Consider the following 14,934-nt stretch of genomic DNA (forward strand, 5'->3'; position numbering starts at 1 on the left):
ATCAACGCAACTTTCTTTCGGGATCCCTAATAAGGATCCCTTTGTTTTCTTTTATTACATGTACGAAGAGCAGAAATCTGTTCTAGTCAATGCTTACAGGATTAATAAATAAAAAATGGAGGATTTGAAATGGAAAAACACACTAAAGTTGCACTGGTCACCGGCGGAAATCGCGGTATTGGATATGAATTGGTGAAGCAATTGGCGTTGGATGGTTTTAAAGTCATTTTGACAAGTCGCAATTCAGAAACTGGTCATGAAGCCGCACAAAAACTGAAGGAATCTAATCTTAATGTTTCGTTTGTGATGATGGATGTAAATAATCAAACAAGTATCCTCCAAGCTGTGAATACAGTAAGTGAACGATACGGAAGATTAGATGTATTGATTAATAATGCGGGCATATATCTCGATGAACATACAAAATTAGTGAATATGGATCCTTCTGTTCTAGAGAAAACGCTGGCAACGAATTTCTTTGGTGCTTACCATGTGATCCGTTCCTTTATGCCCCTTATGGAACAGCAAGCCTACGGAAGAATTATTAATGTTTCCTCAGAATACGGGGCTATGAGCGAAATGTCTTCTCCAGGAGTAGGCGCTTATAAGTTGTCTAAGCTTATTCTAAATGGCTTAACACAATTGGTGGCTGCAGAAAGTAATAATAATATCAAAATAAACGCGGTCGATCCGGGATGGGTAAGCTCAGATATGGGTGGACCATCGGCTCCAAGAAATCCACAGCAAGCTGCTAGTTCTATCCTTTGGTTAGCAACGATTGGACCTGAAGGACCTTCCGGAGGCTTTTTTAAAGATGGAAAACAAATCGATTGGTGAATTTTTATAGAGTTAAAGGTATTCCCGTCTACAAAAACGTTAGATTATCTCTTATGACACCTTAATTTTACAACAAAAAACCTACTGCCCATTGGGCAGTAGGTTTTTTGTTAAGATATATATAATCAATTATTTTATGTTGTTATATTCCTCATCGCTTACGGGCTCTAACCATTCCGGCGTACCTGCAGTGATGGCAATGTGTTCAAACCAGCTGTCTTTCGTAGCACCATGCCAATGTTTTACACCATCATGCGTGACAATAACATCTCCAGCTTTTAAGAATTGTGCAGGTTTTCCTTCTTCTTGGTACCAACCTTCGCCACCTGTTACTAATAAAAGCTGAAATCCATCACGATGAATATGCCAGTTATTGCGGCATCCAGGTTCAAAGGTCACATTTCCAACTCCAACATTCACTTTAGGATCTGCGATTAATGTTTGAAGATAACTTTGTCCTACAAAAAATTGTGCATATGCTTCATTTTTTTCGCCTACTGGGAAAATAACGCCATTTTTTACTTCTTCATGTTTTGCCATTTTGATTCCTCCAATAATACTATTAATAGTTGTATTCTTTGGCTCATTCATTGCTATAAAAAGTCCCCATTCGTTACTTGTTTATTTTAATTTCCCACCAAATACCGGGAAGTAGCTATGCTCACCATAATCTTGAATGGGCTCTACATTTTTCAAAATCTCCATATCTGCATCGCTGATAACAAAATTAAGATCTGCATTGATTTTCATGTGATCTGGATTTGCCGTCTTAGGAATTACTGCAAGATCAAGCTGAATATCATAGCGTAGGCAAAGCTGAGCAACAGATACTCCGTACTTATCAGCTATTACCTTAACTTCTTCATTATCAAGAACCGCACCGTGCGCAATTGGTGAATATGCTTCTACCAGGATGCCCTTCTTCTGACAGAATTCAATTAATTCCAAAGGCGTATTGCTCACATGTGCCAATATCTGATTGACCATAGGCTTGATTTCACAGCTTGAAAGAATATTCTCTATATCATCCTGAAGGAAGTTAGAAAGGCCGATTGCTTTTACCTTTCCTGTCTTATAAGCGTCCTCCACTGCTTTCCATGCTTCTTTGTTTTCTTCGAAATAACGATTTTCTTCCCTGAACTCCTTCCAAGGCTGTGGACTGTGGATAATCAGAAGATCAATGTAATCCAGCCCCATCTTTGTTAAAGACTCGTCAATGGACTCGGTAACTGCATCATAGGTCTTCGCTTCTGCCGCAACCTTTGTTGTAAGGAAAAGTTCTTCTCTTGCAACACCGCAGGAACGGATCCCTTCGCCTATACCAGCTTCATTCATATAAGCTTTAGCAGTATCAATATGGCGATATCCCAAAGATACCGCATCACGCACTGCCTGTGCTGCCTGTTCATCATCAAGCAGCCAAGTACCAAGACCTAATAGCGGAATTTCTATACCGTTTGATAATTTATAAGTTTCGTTAAACATGTTTTTTATCTCCTTTAAATCGTTCTATTTTTTATAGTAACTTGTCCTATATACTTTGGTTTCCCATTTCTTATCAGGAAATTTTTCACACAAAACAGAGAGTCTTGACTCCCCTACTCTATTTACTATCTCTTTTTAGTTTTCAAGAATAATTTCATTAATACAAGTTAATGCATTCAGTGTTCTTGGAAAGCCCATATATGGAAGACAGTGAGTGATTGCATCAATCAACCTTTCCTTGTCATTTCCCACGTTCAGGTTACCCTGTACATGTGCCTTCACTTGACCTTCAGCACCGCCTAACGCACTTACAATACAGAGAGTTAATAGCTCTCTTGTTTTCAAATCAAGTCCACTGCGAGTGTAGAAATCTCCGAAGCAAAAAGCAGAAAGATATTCCTGTATATGCTTTTGATTCAATGGAGCAGTCTCCTGCATTTTTTTTATAACATCTCCAAAAATCTCTACTTGAGTAGCAAGTCCTTTTTGCAAACGATTATTTTCATCTACCGTCTTTTGGCTTTCAAGCGGTAAAGCGATATTCTTCGCTTTAAAAGCTTCATTAACTTCATTGATGGCATTTAACGTTTTTGGAAATCCAATATATGGTGCACACTGGTAAACAGCCTCTTTAATTTCTACAGGTGTTAGCCCAACATTCAGTGCTGCGCTAACATGTGCTTTTAATTGAGGCAGCGTCTGGTTAATAGCCAGAACTACCAATGTAATTAGCTCGCGCTGCTTGTCATCTAGATCACCTTGATAAAAAACTTCTCCAAAAATAAAATGGCTCAGAATGTCCTGAAAATCCGGATCGGTAACATGTGTAGCTGGAACACTATCCCCAAACAGCTGCTTGTATTTTTCTATACTCTTGTCAATACGGTCCATAAACATTCCTCCTATTGAATTTCATTTTTCTACAATTTTGAAAATATCTATCTGTCTGCTGAAAATCAATATTGATTGATTAATCAACAACTGTCTATAATTATAAAAGTAAATAAGATCCTTTCAATCGTTAATTGAAGGCGATTCGTTGATTACTCAACAAATGAAGATATATTGTTGAATATCTTTAAAAAAAGTGAGGTTTTTAAAGTGGCTAAAGTGGATAGAAGAATACTCAAAAGCCAAGAGGCTATAAAAAAAGCAGTTACTGAATTAATGACCCAAAAACGATTTGATGACATTACCATTCAGGATATTGCTGACAGAGCAAATGTTAATCGAGGAACTATTTATCTTCACTACGTGGATAAATACGATTTATTGGATAAGATGATTGAAGAGCATATGAATAACCTTAGAGACCTATGCCATTCGGCTGCTGATATGACGTTTCAAGAAGGAAATTATATTTGGTTTGAATATTTTGAGCGTCACCACTTATTCTTTTCCACCATGTTAGAAAGTAAAGGCGCTCATTATTTTCGCAGTCGTTTTCTCAAGTTAGTCATCCAAGAGTATAGCCCTGAAGTTGATACAACTGGAGGAGAAAATAAAGGATTACGCAAAGAGGTTGTTGTTCAATTTTTTTCCTCAGCTGTTGTAGGGACAGTAGAATGGTGGTTTAAAAATGGCATGCACGTTCCAACCGATGTAATAGCCGAGCAAACTGGGATATTGCTAGACCGGAATTTAGAATAATTTACTGTGTTTTTACAGGTACACATAAATGACAATTCCCTCGCAGTATAAAGCTAGTGTATATTAATAAATGCTCTAAAAGAAAATGATGACCATTTACAATGTTTTTCGTTACCAACACAAAAATTATAGGCATAAAAAAAGGCTTTAAGATTTCTTAAAGCCTTTTCACTTACCTTTCTTCCTTAAAATCCTTCTTTACACTCCAAATGGTTTTCTTTAAATCATCATAAAAAAACATCGTTAGAAAACCTAGTATGGTAACACCAGCTGAAAATGTACCCAAATCAAAAAATAGTCCTGCAAATACAAGGATGATTCCAATAACAAAACCAGGATCTGATAAATCCTCACTCTTTTTTCGGTCAATTGCTATTTTGCTTTGAAAAGATTGATCTCCCTTAATTAGTTCATCTAACGTCACATTATATAGCTCACTTAATTTAATAAGGTTCTCAATATCAGGATACCCTTTATTGTTCTCCCACTTATATACGGCTTGTCTTGATACATTCATTTCCCCAGCTAACTCTTCCCTCGATATCTGTTTCTCTTCTCTTAACTTCTGTAACTGTTCCCCTAAATTCACCTTCATCACCTCTAAGGCTTAGCTTACAATAAACATGTAAAAAATTCCATAAACGCTTAGTAACAAGATGTAAACTATTGGTTAACATAGCTGATATAAGTAATAATCGCTGTATATGTACACCATTAACAAATAAAAAAAGCTAGCATAAAGCTAACTTTTTTAAGTTAGAGATAAAGGCAGTCTAATAATTAGCAGCCGCCAAATCCTCCCCAACAAACACAGCCGATAATGATTAATAAGATAAACAGCACGATGATTAAAGCAAAACCACTGCCTCCGCCGTAACCGCAGCCGCCACCATAACCATAGCCACAACCTCCGCCATAACCGCCAAAGAACATAAACTCCACCTCCTTACCCTTCATACATGTAGCATATGATAAAAAAAAAAATTTGCTCCATGAAGTAAATAGAATAGGTTTTACATCAATATAAATAAAAAAATAATAACCTTTTAGTTTCTTTTACATACAATGAAGCATCCTCAGATCCCATAGATGAACTTTACTCCCTCTGCAATAGACTGTTCGAATCCACCCAATCAGTTCTATTGCGTATAAAAGCCCCCTACACAACCTAGAATAAAAAAGTGTTTCTCAAATTAGAGAAACACTTTTTTATTGTTATTAATAGCCAAATCCGCGGCCGCAACAGCTGCATCCAATAATGACAAGAAGAATAAATAGAACAACTAATAAAGCAAAACCAGAACCAAATCCACCATAACTAGACATATAAACACTTCCTTTCTTTGTATTTAACTAAAGGAAAAAACTTTGAATATACATGGGTTGAGATATTATATGTATGGATAACTGATATCGATTGGATTTAAGCTTAAAATGGGCTGCTTTGTTTAGCGATATCTAAATAACACAATGACTTTGAACTATTAAGAACCCTTCATTGTTAAAATGAAGGGTTTTTTGACTATCAGCACCAAGGGCAAGGTCTAGGGTAACAGCTTGGAGCAAAAAAATGTTGATGTGTTTCTTGACATACAACAGGTTCTGTAGGCGGGAATGAGTGCATATATTTATAATTTTTTTGATAAACATTTGTAGTATGACTAGGGTACACCACTGGCACCAATACATCTTGACCAATAAAAGATGATGTATTTTATTAAGGAAGAGCACTATAACCTTTTTAAGATGCTCTGTAATAGTAAAAATGAGGTGCTTTTTGGTTCACTCTGACAGGAGTAAAGGATTTTCCGATGTCAATTATTCCTTAAGATTAACATCAATCGCTGCGTTATCTATATTATTTAAAATGTTTTTATTTCGGTCATCTAATTCATTCCGTAAAAGTGAATTACGCGTAGCTTCGTATAGATCGTAGCTTCTTTCATCCACTGGAGAACTATGATCTTCACATATCATTTTTTCTGACTTTTTGGATTGATCTGCCATATCAATCACCTCCTCCGTATATTATGTGATTTGTATAGAAAAAAAATAAGAACTTTCTCCGTATAATCTTAATCTGTCTCCTTACTATTGTACCAAGTGCTTGTAAATCATCGGTTAACTGCTCACGCACATTTTATTGAAATATTACGTAATCTTATGTGGACAAAACCGTTTTTTGAGCATGCTTTTGGATGATTTCTGGAACCTCCATCAATGAATTAACGGTTATCAAATTGCCTTTTGGCTTAATATCAATTTCAACTTGGTTGTAACTCCACTCTAGTTCAGAAGGTACGTGAATCGCATGTATCCCCACTTCCACCGCTGGTCTTATATCCGTTTTTAATGAATTTCCGATCATCCAAGTCTTTTTGGGGTCGTAATTAATTTGGTTTAGTATTTCTTTTAGTGCAGGCGTATTTTTGTGTTCAGAAATAAACACCCTTTTTTCAAAGTATTTAGCCAGCTCTAGCTGAACGATTTTTCTGCTCTGATTTTCCTCGTCGCCACCTGTGTGTAAATAGAGATTATGGCCTTGTTCTTTAAGATTATCTAATACTTCATACATATCTGGTAAAGGTTCTACCGGCACTTCAAATACACTTTGACCAATTTTTTTGACCTTTTCCACTCTATCTTCACGAATATCTTGATTAGTTTGTTCACTAAAAAATAAATAAGTAGCTACTAATGATTCTGGAAAACGTGAAGAATGAAGGCCATATGTTTCGATGCTTTTTAGATCTATCTCTAATTGCTTTTTCTTTATTTCTTCTTTAGTTAGATTCTCAAACCATTCCTGCAATTGAGCCACGAAATGATTTATTGTATCTCTAAAATATTTATTACAGTGAACAAGCGTATCGTCTAAATTAAAAATTAATGTTTGCCTCTGCATTTCTTTGAATCCTTTCTATAATTGATGTCGAAGCAGTATATGCAAAAAATAATAACGATTTTTATTGACTATCCATACCTAAAACTAAAGTGAAATTTTAGGGGAAAGACCCTTCTAGCATATAAAATAGAAGGATCTTTTTATAAAATAAAAAGCTACAGGATATTCCTGCTAGTAAATATATCGTTCAAAATGTTCTCTATTCATATTTGTTTTGAACGTAGAAGTACTTAATCCTGAACGATTTATTAGTGACTCGGTGTCTTCGTCTTCTTTAGATATAGTCATTTCAAGACCTTGTATAGTGAACGGATCATACATATACGTTGTTTGTTCATTTTTTGTATGCAACATTAACTGCACCTCTACTAATAGCATTCATTTTTTTAATTATTTCAACTCGTTAACAGCAAGTTCTCTAATGAAAATATATACGTTCCCTGTGTCTTTATTAGGTTGTAATTTCTTGTGGATCTTCACCTTCAAGGTCCGTAAAAAAATTTTCTAATGTTTCTCGCGGATCAAGAGCGCGACCATCTTCTTCGACAATACGATTAAGTGTAGGATTATTATTGCTATCTTTATTTTTATAGTTGTTATAATCAACTCTTTCTAGACTTCCTGAATTATCAACGCCTTCAAAGTCTTTCTTTGGCATAAAAACACCTCCTAGTCCTATTATTCGAAAGTTTGAAGAGAAAATAAGTGGAAGGTTAAGTTATATTTTTATTTCATCCGAATTAATTAGATATTTGTTACAAGGGAGACATATTTAAAATGCTTAATTGTTTTACTAAATGGGGAAACTAAACCGTCAAAATCTAATTTAAAGAGGAGGAATATTAGTGGAAGGAAATCCAAGCACACGACAGTTTCAGGATGATTTAAAGCAGTATCAAATGCCAGAGTCAGTAAAGCAGCATAAGCCCGGAACTTATAGAGTCGGATTTGAATCAAACACTGGGATTGAAAAAGTACAGAATCAACAAGACGGAAGAGAAAATAAATAAGTTTGATCACTTTATACTTTTATATGACGAGGAGGACGTCCCATGGATCAACAAAAAATGCTAGCAAATGAATTAAGTAACATGCTTACAGAGAATAAGCTGCCGATTACAATTGAAGAAGACATCCATGAAATTTGCAGAGGTTTACAATCAGGTGAAATTAGCGTGAATGATTTGAAAGAAAAAGATCCATTTGTTGTAAATGCAGTTCAAGAAGCAATGGGTAGAATAAATAAACACAATTCTTAAAATAGCTATAAAAAGCAATCATTTTTATTAAGCCAAAGACTAACTCTTTAAAGAGTTAGTCTTTTGTCATTCAAATAGTAGACACATGAACATGAAAAAAGAATGACAAACGAACTGTCATCCTCTCTTCTACACATGGCAAGTGTTTAGTTTTTAAGCACAAGGAAATGAAACATCTAATCCCACTTTTTACAGTGTCGGTTGTTTCTAAAGATTAATATGCCAATGAAGTAAAGAAATATACATCCACTATTTACCATGAATATATTTCTTCCACAATAGGAATCTTAAGAAAAAAAAGGAGGTGACACAACATGGCAAACAACAAAAGCAGCAACAACAACGAATTATTAGTATACGGTGCTGAGCAAGCAATCGATCAAATGAAATACGAAATCGCGAGCGAATTTGGTGTAAACCTTGGTGCTGATACAACTGCACGCGCAAACGGATCAGTAGGTGGCGAAATCACAAAACGTCTTGTACAAATGGCTGAGCAACAACTTGGCGGCGGACGTTTCTAAGACAACTTTATAACGTGATGGCTGAAGGAAGAATGGATTTCCATTCTTCCTTTTTGTACGAATAAAAAAGGAAGGAGAGATTATATGCAGGGGAATCAGTCAGCTAAAGGAAATGTAGGTTTTAATGAAAAATCAGCAGCTTCTGAAACAGATGCACAAAAAGTAAAACAGGAAATCCAAAAAGATGTAAGTGAAGGACAAGGCGCAATGACTTCTCGAGAGGCGGGCGCAATGCGCGATTAAAAACCAATTTGAGCGGTTTTTAATCATGAAATTTTTATACAAGAACCTAAAAAAAGTACCCCGATTAACCGAGGTACTTTTAGCAATCTAGTCTATTCGATGCGAGACCTGCTTTTGAAAAATAAAATCCAAAAGTCTACTATATAAAATCGAACCTATCTTGTACACCTAGAAAATAGTTAGTTTGTATTTTGTCCCCCGCCGTTCAGCCCTTCTTTTATGTATGTGTTAACCTGACTATTTGAAAGCAGTCCAATATGGCCAATGCCATAAAGCTGAATATTTCTTGCTCCTTGCAACCTAGAGAGACTATTAACAACAATTTGATCATTTATGCTGTAGATCGACGTATAAAGAATTTTTTGATTGGGATCTGTACCTGGGAGTGCAGTAGAAGAAACTAAACCATTTGCTCCTCCTAACGTCACGACATTTTCAATCTTATCTCCTCCCCCTAAATATTTAATATAGTACAGCGTGTTCGCTCCTCCCATGCTATGAGCAACGATATCTATCTTCTTAGCTCCTGTCTCTTTCAAAACTTGATCAATATATCGAGCAAGCTGAGGTCCATTATTAAAATTATTGCCTGTCTTATCTGCAAAATCAATGGCATAAAGATTATTGCGATCCCATCCTTGAGCGATTAAATAGTTTTTAATGGCAATAAAGTTATAGGACGCACCGCTTATTCCATGAACAAGAATAACCGGATTATGGCTTGTTGATTCAGCTTTAGCACTCGAAGGCTGAATTCCTAAAGCCGATACAATTAAGGATAAAGCAAAAATGAACGAGACAAACGTTTTCTTCATTTCTTATTTCCTCCTCACAAATATGTCATTAACAACATCTATAGATTATATATACAAACCTCAATATGAAAAACTTATACTTTTCGGTTATTTATATCCATATCGATGTGTTATCTACGAGTATTTTTTATAGTTTATATAACAAAAAGCAACGCCCACTTCTATTATGTTAGCTTCTTTTTATAATTGCATAAAAAAATCCCTCAGAAATAATTCTGAGAGATCCGTACTATAAATTAACCTGTAAAAAACCTTATCGCACTTATTAATATAAAATGTATGAGCATTGCAAATAAAATGATTACGTCCAAACATCTATTGAAGCAATTAAGGTTAATTATTGTTTTGTTTATACTCTGCATCAAAAGAGTTTTCACCTGCATGAACCGACAGCAAGGTGTCAGCATAGCCAACAAGCCTATTGACCAGCTCATCTGCAATTGCATAAACAAGAGAATGGGTTTCTGCTCTAAACAGTGCTGGATCATCTAAAATAACTGTGGTGTTAATAAACACATCTCTATTTCCATAAAGGTTATAATGAATCATTGCTTTTCCTGCTGCTCCACTCGTTCTTGGATCTTCATAACCTGGAAGAAATACGTACCATTCTTCTGCTGTAGCAGATCGAAAATTCTTCGTAAAAGTCATTCCGTTGATAACTTTTTCAATCTGCATTTTTTGCTCTAAATGAGTTGCATCTACAATTTTCTTTTTCATAAAGTACTCCTCATAAAATTAGCGAAATTCTTTATCAGCAGGTGTAGCCTCTACGGCGATTTGGTAAGCATCTAAAATGGATTCACGTTCCTCGGAATCATTCAGTCCAACAAGATATTGTTCACCATCATCATCTTCAACACGCATTAACAGCGCTTCCTCATCCTCATTCGATTGTAACAAAGCATAATTCCGATCTCTCATGTTAAATAAAGCCTCAACCGCATATTGTTTTTCAATACCTTTTTCATCTTCAATTGTTATATAGTCTCTTTCCCTACTGTTCACTTTTCACTCACCTCCATCAAAATCTTCCCGATTACTTTATCCATTCTTTTTCGCTTCTATAAGTATAAAAATGAGATTTAATAGCAAAAAGAGAGTATTGGGTTACGTTAATGCTATATCTAAAAGGAGATCTCTTAAAAATCATCTCCTTTTCTTCTCCGCATAAAGTCACTTTTTTAAAGAGCTGAAAATAGGTATTTATTCGTCTATTGGAGAGTACAACTGTAAGAAATGATTAAAAAAACGTTTTTATAATATCTTGTTGTGAATGACATTCATGGCAATAACAATTAATTTCTAAAGCATCTTCTGTAAGAGTATGTATAGTTTCTTTTCTACACTTTTTACAATATTCTTTTTTCTGACGTTTCTTTGACAATACAACCTCTTCCTCTCTTGCATTTTTTAATTTTATGCTCCGTATAGAAATAAACATTAATATATTTCCTTGTATTGATTGTTTCACTTTTCGTTTATGGTAATCTTTAACACCTTGTTGAATAGCTATGGTTAGCTTCTGGTGAGCATGGTCTTCACAAGTATAAAATGAACCTATACTGACTAAAACAGGTTTATTCTCTATTTTAGTTTTTTAAATGCCCCTTTCCCCCAAGAGCAGAGTTATACGCATGTTGAAAGAGATAAAATGGTACCTTATAAAGTAAATAATTTGCTTTTTCATTAATATTCCCATCCATATTTAGCTTGGATTTAATTGTGAATTTTAACTTTTTTTATTACAAGAAGGTACTCTTTCATAAGTAGAGGCCATCATCTTTTAATTAATAAGTTAATTTTTTCTAAAAAGAGGATTGCAATTGCAATCCTCTTTCCACATGGCAGCTATATATTAGATAACAAGGAAATGAAGGAGGTATTTCGATAATTTGTGGAGAGAAATATATCCATCACTACTGTCTTTATTATTACAATTGAAATATCTTTTATTCAGTCAATACTTTCCTTGTATGTGATTTTGCTTAATACACATGATAATGGCATACAATCAGGGGAGGTGAAAGAATATGTCAAATAACAGCGGTAATAACAATGAATTATTAGTATACGGTGCTGAACAAGCAATCGATCAAATGAAGTATGAAATCGCGAGCGAATTTGGTGTAAACCTTGGCGCTGATACAACTGCACGTGCAAACGGATCAGTAGGTGGCGAAATCACAAAACGTCTTGTACAAATGGCTGAGCAACAACTTGGCGGCGGACGTTTCTAAGACAATTTTATAATAATGGCTGAAGGAAGAGTGGGTATCCATTCTTCCTTTTACACATAAAGAATTCCGTAGTTTTTTTAATGTCGCATACGTTGGATGCGCTTCTACCATCCTCTTTGATTTCTTAATGTCGTAATATGAGCAATATGGTGCTTCCCATGCCAAGCATAAGTAGCTATCAATTGCTCAATCGTCACTTCCCCGTTTTCAGGATGGTAGATCATTTTCTTCAAATCTTTTTCATTAAGCGAGCTTAACAATTTATGAAGACGCTTATGTAAAGCCGCAAAAAGTTGGAGAGAGACTTCTATAGATAAATCATTATCAGATAGAGTTGACCAAGCCACTTCATCATATGCCTTAATAGTAGGCGCTTGCTCTGTTAAACCTAATTTAAAACGGGTATAAGCGTTTAAATGGGAGTCAGCTAAATGATGGACAACTTGACTTAATTTCCAACCGCCTTCTCGATAAGGTGTAGCTAATTGCTCGTTTGTCAGCCCTTCTACAGCATCAGCTAATTGGTTTGGTGCATCTCCAATGTCACGAATCCAGTCTTGAATATCGTCTTTCTGAATATTTTCTTTCGCTATAAATTTCCCAATAGGATATTGATTAAACATATTTCCTCATCCCTTTCTATTTGTATTAATATCTATTATAGCAAGTTTAGTTATATATAAATCCAAGTATTCATAATTTTCTATTCGAATAAAATGTTACAAATAAAGTAAAAAATCTTATCTTTACTATAAAATCTATCATATAAATATTTCTCTAAATCAATAGAACTTTTAATTCAAACAATAAACATATAGATAAACTTGCCGTAAAATTAAGTTGAGGTGAGTACAATGAGCAGTGATTATAAAAGCTATTTCTACAAAAAGAGCATCTATTTACTTATCAGAGCTCCTTTTCTTAGGTGCTAATATAAATTTATAGATAACCCCATTTACTACTACTTTACTTGATAATAACCTCTGCAAAAAACGGAGTTCTTCGGTTTAATGGCAATTAAAAATGAATTATAGATGTCTGAAGCAGAAATGAATCCGTTTATCCAACATATAAATAATAGGATTGATTTAGCATTTCCTGATATATAGAGTGACATAACAGCAGGGACTACCGATATTACAATAAAAGGCAAACTCATAAAGATCCAATATCTCGTTTTGGATAGAATGGCATTTGTATTTAACCAGAAAAATATTCCGCTAAATGTTAAGCTGGTATCACCTTTGTTATGTATGACTAAATGTGCAGACATTCGTGGATAATGAAGACAAAAACCCCTATTACGATGAGATAAAATAGATTGATGTGAGTGAAGCTTGCTCCAAAGAAATAGGGTATCAGTAGAATAATAATTTGAAGTAAATATACAAACTTCATATAATGTTTTCGATATCACGTATTCTGTATAAAAGGCGTCCATTCAGAAAAGTCCATATTTATTTGTGGTCAGTGGCAAAACCAAATAATGATAAGGGTTCATCCTCCCTCATGTAAACTTCAGCTAATTTCACGTTTGTTTTAACATAAAATCTCCTAATATATTAAGCTTTGTTATTTAAATACTGAGTAAGTAAATGAACTGTGCTTTCTTGTTTTTTCTCTAATGCAACCTCTAAAGGTGTTTTACCATCATCTTTTTGTATTTTGATATCTGCCCCATTTTCTATAAGAAGTTTAATCATACCTTCATCTCCTAGTAAAGAGGCCTCGTGAAGGCTAGTCCATCCTCCGCTTTGTTTTGCATTTACATCTGCACCTTTTGTAAGCAACAAATCTACAGCTTGAATTTGCTTATTTGCTACTGCTGCATGAAGCGGCATGTTTTCATTAGAATTTTTAGCTTTAGCATGAATATCAGCCCCCAATGACAACAATAACCTGGCACTATCCATTTGTCCAAAATAACAAGCTAAATGTAAAGGCGTCCATCCATCTGAATTAAAAGCGTTAAGTAAAGATGGCTCTTTATTTAACAAAATTCTTATCTCTTTACTCTCTCCATTCACTGCAGCATTTGTTATTTGATCAATATATTCCATTTCACACCCCCAATATATGGAAATAATTTCGTTATATTTCCATTTTATCATAGGTTAGTGAATAAATACGATATACACCCTTAGTTACCATAATCACCGTTTGGAAACCAACAAATAAAAGAGCCTTGAAAAAGGCTCTTTTATTTGTTCTCTATTTACATTTGCTTTTTAAAAGTAAATGCTAGGCACCATATTAATTACACTGCGTCTGTCGTTATATATAAACTGGATGGAGTAATTTTTTTTTCTAAAATTAAGTATGGATGACATTTCATTAAAGCAAGTTTAAGAACTTCTGGTACTCTTTCTTCATCATAAGCGCATACTAAATATAATCCGCCTTTATTTACTAATTTGTCTGCTTCATTTTCAAACTCTTCTAAAATAGGTATAATTCCTTCTTGTTGTCCCCATTCTACATGAGCCCATATTTGAAAGGATATATTGTTTTTATAGAAAAGCCCTAAATTTTTAGAAAGGTGTTCGAAAATTATAGCAGGCTGAAAACTTCCACTTGAACAGTAATAATCAAAATTATTAATGGTATGTATATATGTTAATTGGTCTTTAGTTAGAACTCCCTCTAATTTTTTAAAAATCAACGGAATTAGTCTTTCACTTTCTATAACTAAAGTATGTCTCTCCTGTTCAATCCCTGAACCAATATAAGACACAAGATTGTCTAAGTAACTTCTCATATCGTCAATATTATAGTAAATATGAACGCTTTCATTTTTCTCTATTAATTGAGCAAACTGATTTTTCAAGTGTGTACGCTCCCTTATATAAAATCAACCTAAATTTTAAGACTCTTAAAATAGTGAAGTGTCTATTCGTTAGAACAATTCTATGCTTTGCATTCTTGTCTGTCAAAACTGGATGTTTTCCACTCTGTTTTGGGGTAGACGGCTCTCTT

General features: G+C 34.5%; 24 protein-coding genes and 1 pseudogene. 7 read left to right on the plus strand and 18 right to left on the minus strand.

Translation table 11 applies throughout. The features are described from left to right. Positions 1-129: 129 nt before the first annotated feature. Positions 130-837: an SDR family NAD(P)-dependent oxidoreductase gene (locus ACLHDF_RS02970; protein WP_413917536.1), complete on the plus strand. Its 708-nt coding sequence runs from the start codon at positions 130-132 to the stop codon at positions 835-837. A gap of 129 nt (positions 838-966) precedes the next feature. Here the strand turns inward: ACLHDF_RS02970 and ACLHDF_RS02975 are convergent, their stop codons facing one another. From ACLHDF_RS02975 to ACLHDF_RS02985, 3 genes are all read right to left on the minus strand, one after another. Next, positions 967-1,377: a cupin domain-containing protein gene (locus tag ACLHDF_RS02975; protein ID WP_413917537.1), complete on the minus strand. Its 411-nt coding sequence runs from the start codon at positions 1,375-1,377 to the stop codon at positions 967-969. Positions 1,378-1,458: 81 nt separating this feature from the next. Next, complete coding sequence (locus ACLHDF_RS02980) at positions 1,459-2,322, minus strand: aldo/keto reductase (protein WP_413917538.1); 864 nt, start codon at positions 2,320-2,322, stop codon at positions 1,459-1,461. Between the two features lie 135 nt (positions 2,323-2,457). Then, a complete protein-coding gene (locus ACLHDF_RS02985; protein ID WP_413917539.1) occupies positions 2,458-3,213 on the minus strand; it encodes a carboxymuconolactone decarboxylase family protein in 756 nt (251 codons plus the stop codon). A 210-nt stretch (positions 3,214-3,423) separates the two neighbouring features. Here ACLHDF_RS02985 and ACLHDF_RS02990 point away from each other — a divergent pair, with 210 nt between their 5' ends. Continuing rightward, the gene (locus ACLHDF_RS02990; protein WP_413917540.1) at positions 3,424-3,972 is read left to right on the plus strand and encodes a TetR/AcrR family transcriptional regulator; all 549 of its coding nucleotides are present in this window, start codon (positions 3,424-3,426) and stop codon (positions 3,970-3,972) included. A 172-nt stretch (positions 3,973-4,144) separates the two neighbouring features. Here ACLHDF_RS02990 and ACLHDF_RS02995 read toward each other — a convergent pair whose 3' ends face one another. The 8 genes from ACLHDF_RS02995 to ACLHDF_RS03030 all read right to left on the minus strand — a co-directional run bounded on the left by ACLHDF_RS02995 (position 4,145) and on the right by ACLHDF_RS03030 (position 7,535). Beyond that, on the minus strand, positions 4,145-4,561 hold the full coding sequence (locus tag ACLHDF_RS02995; RefSeq protein ID WP_413917541.1) for a helix-turn-helix domain-containing protein: 417 nt from the start codon (positions 4,559-4,561) through the stop codon (positions 4,145-4,147). Positions 4,562-4,752: 191 nt separating this feature from the next. Further along, positions 4,753-4,905, minus strand: coding sequence for a sporulation protein YjcZ (yjcZ, locus tag ACLHDF_RS03000; RefSeq protein WP_413917542.1), 153 nt, complete (start codon positions 4,903-4,905; stop codon positions 4,753-4,755). A gap of 285 nt (positions 4,906-5,190) precedes the next feature. Next, positions 5,191-5,298: a YjcZ family sporulation protein gene (locus ACLHDF_RS03005; RefSeq protein ID WP_413917543.1), complete on the minus strand. Its 108-nt coding sequence runs from the start codon at positions 5,296-5,298 to the stop codon at positions 5,191-5,193. A 199-nt stretch (positions 5,299-5,497) separates the two neighbouring features. After that, on the minus strand, positions 5,498-5,653 hold the full coding sequence (locus tag ACLHDF_RS03010; RefSeq protein WP_413917544.1) for a CotD family spore coat protein: 156 nt from the start codon (positions 5,651-5,653) through the stop codon (positions 5,498-5,500). Between the two features lie 137 nt (positions 5,654-5,790). Then, positions 5,791-5,979: a hypothetical protein gene (locus ACLHDF_RS03015; RefSeq protein WP_413917545.1), complete on the minus strand. Its 189-nt coding sequence runs from the start codon at positions 5,977-5,979 to the stop codon at positions 5,791-5,793. Positions 5,980-6,133: 154 nt separating this feature from the next. After that, positions 6,134-6,877 (minus strand): HAD family hydrolase, encoded by a 744-nt coding sequence (locus ACLHDF_RS03020; protein ID WP_413917546.1) that lies wholly within the window; start codon positions 6,875-6,877, stop codon positions 6,134-6,136. A gap of 171 nt (positions 6,878-7,048) precedes the next feature. Next, entirely contained in the window at positions 7,049-7,231 is a 183-nt protein-coding gene (locus ACLHDF_RS03025) for a hypothetical protein (protein ID WP_413917547.1), read from the minus strand. A gap of 97 nt (positions 7,232-7,328) precedes the next feature. Further along, positions 7,329-7,535 (minus strand): hypothetical protein, encoded by a 207-nt coding sequence (locus ACLHDF_RS03030; RefSeq protein WP_413917548.1) that lies wholly within the window; start codon positions 7,533-7,535, stop codon positions 7,329-7,331. A 187-nt stretch (positions 7,536-7,722) separates the two neighbouring features. Here ACLHDF_RS03030 and ACLHDF_RS03035 point away from each other — a divergent pair, with 187 nt between their 5' ends. The 4 genes from ACLHDF_RS03035 (at position 7,723) to ACLHDF_RS03050 (ending at position 8,903) form a co-directional block, all read left to right on the plus strand. After that, positions 7,723-7,887, plus strand: a complete 165-nt coding sequence (locus ACLHDF_RS03035; protein WP_413917549.1) for a hypothetical protein — start codon at positions 7,723-7,725, stop codon at positions 7,885-7,887. Positions 7,888-7,929: 42 nt separating this feature from the next. Further along, positions 7,930-8,136: a hypothetical protein gene (locus ACLHDF_RS03040; RefSeq protein ID WP_413917550.1), complete on the plus strand. Its 207-nt coding sequence runs from the start codon at positions 7,930-7,932 to the stop codon at positions 8,134-8,136. Positions 8,137-8,450: 314 nt separating this feature from the next. After that, on the plus strand, positions 8,451-8,660 hold the full coding sequence (locus ACLHDF_RS03045) for an alpha/beta-type small acid-soluble spore protein (protein WP_013084404.1): 210 nt from the start codon (positions 8,451-8,453) through the stop codon (positions 8,658-8,660). Between the two features lie 84 nt (positions 8,661-8,744). Further along, entirely contained in the window at positions 8,745-8,903 is a 159-nt protein-coding gene (locus ACLHDF_RS03050) for a hypothetical protein (protein ID WP_413917551.1), read from the plus strand. 179 nt (positions 8,904-9,082) lie between these two features. Here the strand turns inward: ACLHDF_RS03050 and ACLHDF_RS03055 are convergent, their stop codons facing one another. The 3 genes from ACLHDF_RS03055 to ACLHDF_RS03065 form a co-directional block, all read right to left on the minus strand. Then, the gene (locus ACLHDF_RS03055) at positions 9,083-9,718 is read right to left on the minus strand and encodes an esterase/lipase family protein (RefSeq protein ID WP_413917552.1); all 636 of its coding nucleotides are present in this window, start codon (positions 9,716-9,718) and stop codon (positions 9,083-9,085) included. 333 nt (positions 9,719-10,051) lie between these two features. After that, positions 10,052-10,438, minus strand: a complete 387-nt coding sequence (locus ACLHDF_RS03060) for a hypothetical protein (protein WP_413917553.1) — start codon at positions 10,436-10,438, stop codon at positions 10,052-10,054. An 18-nt stretch (positions 10,439-10,456) separates the two neighbouring features. After that, entirely contained in the window at positions 10,457-10,726 is a 270-nt protein-coding gene (locus ACLHDF_RS03065) for a DUF1292 domain-containing protein (RefSeq protein ID WP_413917554.1), read from the minus strand. A 1,025-nt stretch (positions 10,727-11,751) separates the two neighbouring features. Here ACLHDF_RS03065 and ACLHDF_RS03070 point away from each other — a divergent pair. After that, positions 11,752-11,958 (plus strand): small, acid-soluble spore protein, alpha/beta type, encoded by a 207-nt coding sequence (locus ACLHDF_RS03070; RefSeq protein ID WP_413917555.1) that lies wholly within the window; start codon positions 11,752-11,754, stop codon positions 11,956-11,958. A 104-nt stretch (positions 11,959-12,062) separates the two neighbouring features. On the opposite strand, the gene ACLHDF_RS03075 is transcribed toward ACLHDF_RS03070, so the two are convergent. The 4 genes and pseudogenes from ACLHDF_RS03075 to ACLHDF_RS03090 form a co-directional block, all read right to left on the minus strand. After that, positions 12,063-12,581, minus strand: coding sequence for a YfiT family bacillithiol transferase (locus ACLHDF_RS03075; protein ID WP_413917556.1), 519 nt, complete (start codon positions 12,579-12,581; stop codon positions 12,063-12,065). Between the two features lie 338 nt (positions 12,582-12,919). Further along, a pseudogene (locus ACLHDF_RS03080) lies at positions 12,920-13,413 on the minus strand (DUF3267 domain-containing protein). Between the two features lie 107 nt (positions 13,414-13,520). Beyond that, the gene (locus tag ACLHDF_RS03085) at positions 13,521-14,018 is read right to left on the minus strand and encodes an ankyrin repeat domain-containing protein (RefSeq protein ID WP_413917557.1); all 498 of its coding nucleotides are present in this window, start codon (positions 14,016-14,018) and stop codon (positions 13,521-13,523) included. Positions 14,019-14,215: 197 nt separating this feature from the next. Continuing rightward, complete coding sequence (locus ACLHDF_RS03090) at positions 14,216-14,785, minus strand: MEDS domain-containing protein (protein ID WP_413917558.1); 570 nt, start codon at positions 14,783-14,785, stop codon at positions 14,216-14,218. Positions 14,786-14,934 lie beyond the last annotated feature (149 nt).

This window comes from Priestia megaterium (assembly GCF_046599315.1).
Taxonomy (GTDB): domain Bacteria; phylum Bacillota; class Bacilli; order Bacillales; family Bacillaceae_H; genus Priestia; species Priestia megaterium_F.